At 31.6% G+C, this 6,749-nt stretch carries 5 protein-coding genes; 3 read left to right on the top strand and 2 right to left on the bottom strand.

All coding sequences use genetic code 11. The features are described from left to right. Positions 1 to 1,788: DNA polymerase III subunit alpha (dnaE, locus tag ACMUOV_RS02030; RefSeq protein ID WP_413853298.1), on the bottom strand; the 1,788-nt coding region annotated here is incomplete at its 3' end. Between the two features lie 181 nt (positions 1,789 to 1,969). Next, the gene (gene rsfS, locus ACMUOV_RS02025) at positions 1,970 to 2,428 is read right to left on the bottom strand and encodes a ribosome silencing factor (RefSeq protein ID WP_413853296.1); all 459 of its coding nucleotides are present in this window, start codon (positions 2,426 to 2,428) and stop codon (positions 1,970 to 1,972) included. A 126-nt stretch (positions 2,429 to 2,554) separates the two neighbouring features. On the opposite strand from rsfS, the gene ACMUOV_RS02020 reads away from it, so the two are divergent. From ACMUOV_RS02020 to ACMUOV_RS02010, 3 genes are read left to right on the top strand one after another with little or no spacing between them, the layout of a single operon-like run. Next, the gene (locus ACMUOV_RS02020) at positions 2,555 to 2,929 is read left to right on the top strand and encodes a response regulator (protein ID WP_413853294.1); all 375 of its coding nucleotides are present in this window, start codon (positions 2,555 to 2,557) and stop codon (positions 2,927 to 2,929) included. After that, positions 2,926 to 3,858 carry a hypothetical protein gene (locus ACMUOV_RS02015; protein WP_413853292.1) on the top strand — a complete coding sequence of 311 codons (933 nt, stop codon included), beginning with the start codon at positions 2,926 to 2,928 and terminating at the stop codon, positions 3,856 to 3,858. Before ACMUOV_RS02020 ends, ACMUOV_RS02015 begins: the two co-directional genes overlap by 4 nt. Beyond that, positions 3,855 to 6,680, top strand: a complete 2,826-nt coding sequence (locus ACMUOV_RS02010) for a glycosyl hydrolase (RefSeq protein ID WP_413853290.1) — start codon at positions 3,855 to 3,857, stop codon at positions 6,678 to 6,680. The genes ACMUOV_RS02015 and ACMUOV_RS02010 overlap by 4 nt, the downstream gene beginning before the upstream one ends. The last annotated feature ends 69 nt before the right edge of the window (positions 6,681 to 6,749 follow it).

The raw sequence follows: 6,749 nt of genomic DNA, 5'->3' as shown, positions 1-6,749 counted from the left end.
TAAAAGTTTAAATGTTTTTTTATCTTCAAGAGAAATTTTTTCCAAATCAAAATCGGGATCTTTTTTCTTTATAAGTTTTACGGCTTCATTTATAATTGTTAAATTTTGCAATCCTAAAAAATCAACTTTCAAAAGCCCTAAATCCGGTAAAATCCTGCCGTCATATTGCGTAGTAACTACATTTTTTTTACCTATTGCAAGCGGTGAAAAATGCCTAACATCTTCCGGTGCAACAATTAAACCTGCGGCATGAACACCGGTATGTCTTTTAGTCCCTTCCAATTTTGAAGCTATTTTTATAAGGTCTGCTACTTTGGGGTTATCTTTCATTGCCTGCTGCAAATCTTTGGATTCTGTTATTGCATCCGGAATTGATAATTTTGCAGGAATTGCATCTGCAAGTTTTTGAGTTTCTGCAGGTGTAAACCCCATAACTCTGCCTACATCTTTTACTACCATTTTAGCTTCCATGGCACCGAAAGTTATAATTTGTGCACAGTTATTCTGCCCGTATTTGTTTCTGACGTAATCTATAACCTGTTCTCTTCCGAAATCGGCAAAATCTATATCAAGATCCGGCATTGAAATTCTTTCCGGATTTAAAAATCTTTCAAAAAGCAAATCATATTTTAGCGGACAAATATCGGTTATTCCGAGTGTGTATGTAACGATGGATCCGGCACCGGAACCTCTTCCGGGCCCGACTGGAATTCCGTGATCTTTTGAATATTTTATGAAATCCCATACGATTAAAAAGTATGAAGCAAACCCCATCTTTTTAATAACGGAAAGTTCATATTCCAACCTGTCGGTATGTTTTTTTTCTACAACAGGATACCTTCTTTTTAAACCTTCTCTGCATAAACTTTCAAGATAAGTTTGAGGTGTAAAACCATCCGGAACTTCAAAATGAGGTAACAAATCTCCGTTACCTTTTTTTATTTTAACATCAACTTGTTCGGCTATAACAAGTGTATTTTTTATTGCTTCGGGAACATAAGAAAAAGTTTTTATCATATCTTCCGGAGAACGATAATAAAACAAATCACTTCCCATTCTCATTCTATTAGGATCATCAATATTTTTATTTGTATTTATACAAAGCAATATATCGTGATATTTTGCATCTTCCCTTTTTAAATAATGACAATCGTTTGTTGCAACAAGAGGAATACCCGTTTCTTTTGAAAGTTCAAGCAACGGTGCAATTATTGCTTTTTGTTCTTCAAGTCCGTTATCCATAATTTCAAGATAATAATTACCTTTGCCGAAAACATCCCGGTACCAACCTGCCACTTCTTTTGCTTTTTCTTTGTTTCCGGCAGAAAGCAATGTAGCAATTTCCCCCGCTAAACAGGCAGACGAACAAATAAGTCCTTTTGAATATTTTTGCAACAATTCTTTATCAACTCTGGGTTTATAATAAAAACCTTCGGTAAACCCCGCACTTACAAGGTATGATAAATTTCTGTAACCTTCATTATCTTTTGCAAGAAGTATTAAATGATGATAACCGCCGTTTTCCTTATCTTTATCAAACCTGCTTTTTTTAGCAACATAAACTTCACATCCTATAATGGGTTTTATTCCGGAATCCAAACAAGCCCAATAAAATTCCATTGCACCATACATATTGCCGTGGTCGGTAATAGCAAGTGCCGGCATTTGATATTGTTTGCCTATTATGTTGAAAAGCTCCAACGGTTTACCTTTTTTTGTTAGTTTTGTTAAACCGTCAAGCAACGAATATTCCGTATGATTATGTAAATGTACAAATTCCGACGACATAAAAAATGCTCCGTATTTTTTAACTTAAAAGCTTAAGAGCTGAAAAGCCGAGTAGTTTTCCGTATTTTTAGCTTTACAAAAAATCTGGAAATTAAAAACAACAAAATCATTAATTAACAATTGCCAATTACCAAGTTATTATTTTAAGAGTATATCAAAATATTATAAAAAACAATAATTTCTATTTTTTTATTTTTTTTGTTGATTTTTTAACTGTTTTTGTTTTTTTACTCATTACTTTTTTCGTTGCTGTTTTTTTATTAGCAACTTTTTTAACAGTTTTTTTCTTTTTTGGTTTTGATTCATCACTTTCCCATATATGTTCAAGGTTATATAATTGCCTTAACTCTTGATTCATAACATGAACAATAATTCCGCCGAAATCCAAAACTTTCCAATTAACATCCGAGTTTCTGCCGTCTCTTCTTAAAACTTCAACATCATAATCGTATTTAAATGTTTTTTCTATTTCATTTGTTATTGCATTTATTTGGGGTAATGAATTTGCGGTTACTATAACAAAATAATTTGTTATGGGAGTTTTTTCCCGAACATCCAATAAAACGACATTTTCACCTTTTTTATCTTCAGCTATTTTTACGGCTTTTTTTGCAAGTTTTAAAAAATCGTTTTTTTTCATTTTATATTCCCCCCATGTCGTATTTGTTTATATATGTTTTATTAGTATAGCAAAATATATTTATTATGAAAATAATTTTTGAGTTTTTTTACAATATTGTGTATAATAATGGTATTGGTGAAATATATGATAAAAATTTTAATGATTGATGATGAAATTTTTGCAAGAGATGCAATGGCAAAAATTATATCAAAAAAAGGGTTTGACGTTATAGTTGCTTCCACCGCAGAGGAAGGATTAAAACTTTTTAAAGAGAAAACCCCTGATGTTGTTTTTTTGGATGTTATGTTACCTGATTTGGACGGCGATAACCTTCATGATTATCTGAAAGAAATAAAAAAAGACATTATTGTCTATTATATAACCGGTTCAGAACTTGTTTTTACGCCGGAAAATGCAAAAAATGCCGGTGCTACCGGGTACTTAAAAAAACCTGTTGAACTTCAAGATTTATTTAAAGTTTTGGATGAAATAAAAAATATATTCGGAGTTAAAGTTTGAAAAAAATAATTGCATTAACCGTTTCTTTGTTATTTTTGACAAATATAACTTTTGCTTACAACAGATACGATTATGATGATTTAAAAGAAGAAAAATCGTATAAAAAATTATATTACGGTTTGGCACTAACACTTGTAGGCGGATTTTTAATTTTTGACGGTTTTTCAAAAGTCGAAGAAGATATATCAAAACCTTCCGTAGATTACACTTCGGTTTTACATTATGAGTGGCGACAAAATGATACATTAACCAGATATACATTGAAATCAGGAGTCGGTGATCCTTATTATAATGACAACGATAAAAGTTATTCAATAATTCCAAATGTCGTATATAATAACGGAAATGTAGATTTATACAACTTAAAAATTGAAGTAAGGTATTATGATAAAGGCAGTCAGGGAACTTTAGATGAAATGTACAGACCTATTTCCGAAGGATACAGCTTAGTAGGAGGAGAAAAAACTACTGATGATTATCATACAGTAAGTGTAAAAAATGCTTCAATTGATAAAAACAAATTTATTGAATGGACTGATGTTTGGGAATATACAACAGAAGGTACAAACAGCCCGAAAGGAGCTGATAGGAATGAAATAGAAGTCCCTTCCGGAAAGACAAGAACTGAAGGAGTTTATTTGGGAGAGAATGCACTTGTAAAAACAGGGGCGGGAAATGAATCCGGTGCAATGGAAGTAAGAATAAGATTAAAGCCCTGGGAAAATTATAAACCTATTTATGAAAAAAAGAACAAAAGCGATTTGGAAGGAGTTGCGGGTATTTTGCTTGCAGCCGCCGGAGTATATTTTTTGCTTGATTTTGCTTTCGGCTTTACAAAATTTAACAGATATATGAAGAAAAATGATATGGATTTCAGATTGGCAAGCAGACCAAGCGAATATAAATTGTTGCTCGAGAAGAGGATATGAGAAAGTTTTTTTCTGCACTAATATTATTTTTTTGTTTTTCGATATGTTTTTCCGCAGAAGTTCCTACGGTAACGGGAAAAGGAAGTATCAGAAAAGATTTGCCTCCCGGTGTTACACCTCCTGAAATACAATTTAAAACAAATAATATAAAAAATCCGTTTCCTACAAATAAATGGTTTAATTCAATATTATTCAGTTGTTATGATTCAAATTTTGCAAATATAAACCCGTATTCTTTTAAAATGTATACTTATCCTCAGGTTTTTAAGTGTACAAATGTCGGTATGTTGATAATGTATCCTAAAACAAGTTATACACCGGATATAATAAATTACGGAAGCGGTGAAACTTCTGCGGACAATTATGCAAATACTTTGGAATTGGCAATTTCAACAACAACTTCAAACGGATATTCAATTAAATTTTCTTCAACAGTTCTTGACGGATATTCCGATTTTTCATCAACAATGATGTGGCAAGGAGAAGGAGAATATTCGGATAAATATATCAAAGCAACGATAGGGCAAGGTTTTGTTTTCTCTTATTTTGAGTTTTCCGATAAAACTTATCCTTCAATAAATTTTCCTTACAGTTGGGATAATCCCGGTAACACATGGTATGAAGGTAATTATTGGCATATAGGAGATTCCGGATATGAGCCGGGATATACATTATATGACACTGACGGCAATTCCATACCCGCCAATTTGCTATCTTACGGTGATGAAAACACGGATAAACTTTTATTAAAAGTTCATCTTAAAAACAAAGATGTTTATTACGGAATATTTGTTCCTAAGGGAACAATTTTCAGCCAAGACAGCAGTTTTATAGCAAATCCTACCGGCTGGTATGTTCCATGGATAAGAATTGCAATTGATTTACCAAAGAACAAAAATTATATGTCGGTTGCACTTCTTCCGTCAACAACAATTGAAGAAGCAATTGAAGACATGAAAGTTTATTATAAATATGCTTATAATTTCGTAACAAAAACCAAAGCTGTCCATGATACAAAATTAAATTCAAATAACATTTATTCAACAACGGAATTTAATATCACTACAACAAAAAAAAGAACGGATGTAGCCAATCAACAAAACGGCACAATTTTCTGTTTATTTCCTCATCAATATAATAATATTTATAATTCGCCTGCACAATATGGAACTAAAACATTCCAAAATACTTTAAGAGGAAATTTAAAAATATATACAGGTTCTTCTTTTTCAACAAAAACAGGTTTTAACGGTATAGTTCCGTTTTTTAACTATAATATTTCGCAGGAAGCAAAAAACAAAATAACACAATCGTTAAAAAAGGACAAAACAATATCACCGGATGATACTTATGAAAAAAACACTTATTATTACGGTAAAAATATTGCAAGAATTGCAAATTTAATTACGGTTGCCGACAACATGGCTGATGAGCAAACAAAAAATGAACTTATACATAAAGTAAAAAATGAACTTATAGATTGGTTTACGTATAACTCCGGAGAAGAATTAAAATATTTTTCTTACGATAAAATATGGGGCGGACTTATAGGGATTTACGACGGATTCGGAACAAGAAACTATAATGACCATCATTTTCATTACGGATATTTTATTTATGCTGCGGCAATAATTGCAATGTATGATGAAAACTTCGCTAAAGATTACGGTTCGGTTGTCAATTTATTAATACAAGATATTGCAAATACCGAAAGAAACAACAGAAGCTTTCCTTATATGAGATGTTTTGATTTTTATGAAAGTCATAGTTGGGCAAACGGTATGGGCGGTGCCGATGACAGAGGTATAGATATAGAATCATCATCAGAAGCGATGAATGCCTGGGCAGCAATATATATGTGGGGGCTTGCAACAAAAAATACAGAATACATTAATTTGGGAATATATTTATATTCTAACGAATATCAAGCAATAAAAAATTATTTTTTTGACACGGGAGAAGAAAAAAATATTTTGAAAAACGAATATAGCCATATTTGTCTTGGAATTTTATTTGCCGGAAGTGCTTCTTACAACGAACTATGGTGGAAACAATTTGTAAAATATGGAGCAAGGCAATATCAGGGAATTCAATTATTACCTATGACGGCTTCAATGTTATATGTAGGTTATGACAGTAATTATGCTCAATCTTTTTATAATCAGGATAATTTCGGATGGAATGATATTTGGACAAGATTTTATTCTATATTTAACAACAATGCATCTTCGGCATGGGATATTTTTTCGGCACATCATACAGGCACGGATGAAATAGATGACGGAGGAACGGAAACTTATACTTACCACTTTATAGATTTTTTTAGACAAAACGGGAATGTACAGTCAAATTATACTTCAAATTTTCCCGCTTATTTGGTTACAAAGAAAAATGATACAACCACTTATACCGCATATAATTATACCGATACTGTTCAAAATATAAAATTTTATAACGGAAGTAATTATGAAGGATATGTAAAAGTTCTTCCAAAATCTTTTATATCCACGACAAAATTATTAAACGAAAATACTCAAACAGAACTGTTGGTTTTTCCAGTTCCGTATAAACCGGGTAGTAATACAATGTATGACAGCGGAGACGGAATAACTTTTTTGGGATTGAAAGAAGGAAGTAACATAAAAATATTTAATGTTTCGGGTGAGCTTGTATACGAAAAATCAATAGAAAATAACGAAAAGAAATTTATTTGGAATGCAAAAAACAATTCCGGCAATAAAATAGCATCCGGAGTTTACATTTATTATATAACTTCCGCTGACGGAACAAAACATAAAGGAAAACTTGCAATAGAAAGATAATACAATGAAAAATTTTATCATAAGATGGACTGTTTTTTTTATTTGTTTATTTTGCATTTATTTACTTAT

This window comes from Candidatus Ruminimicrobium bovinum, from assembly GCF_902760015.1.
Taxonomy (GTDB): domain Bacteria; phylum Elusimicrobiota; class Endomicrobiia; order Endomicrobiales; family Endomicrobiaceae; genus Ruminimicrobium; species Ruminimicrobium bovinum.
Note: the sequence above shows the minus strand (reverse complement) of the source record. Positions and strands in the feature narration are given on the sequence as shown.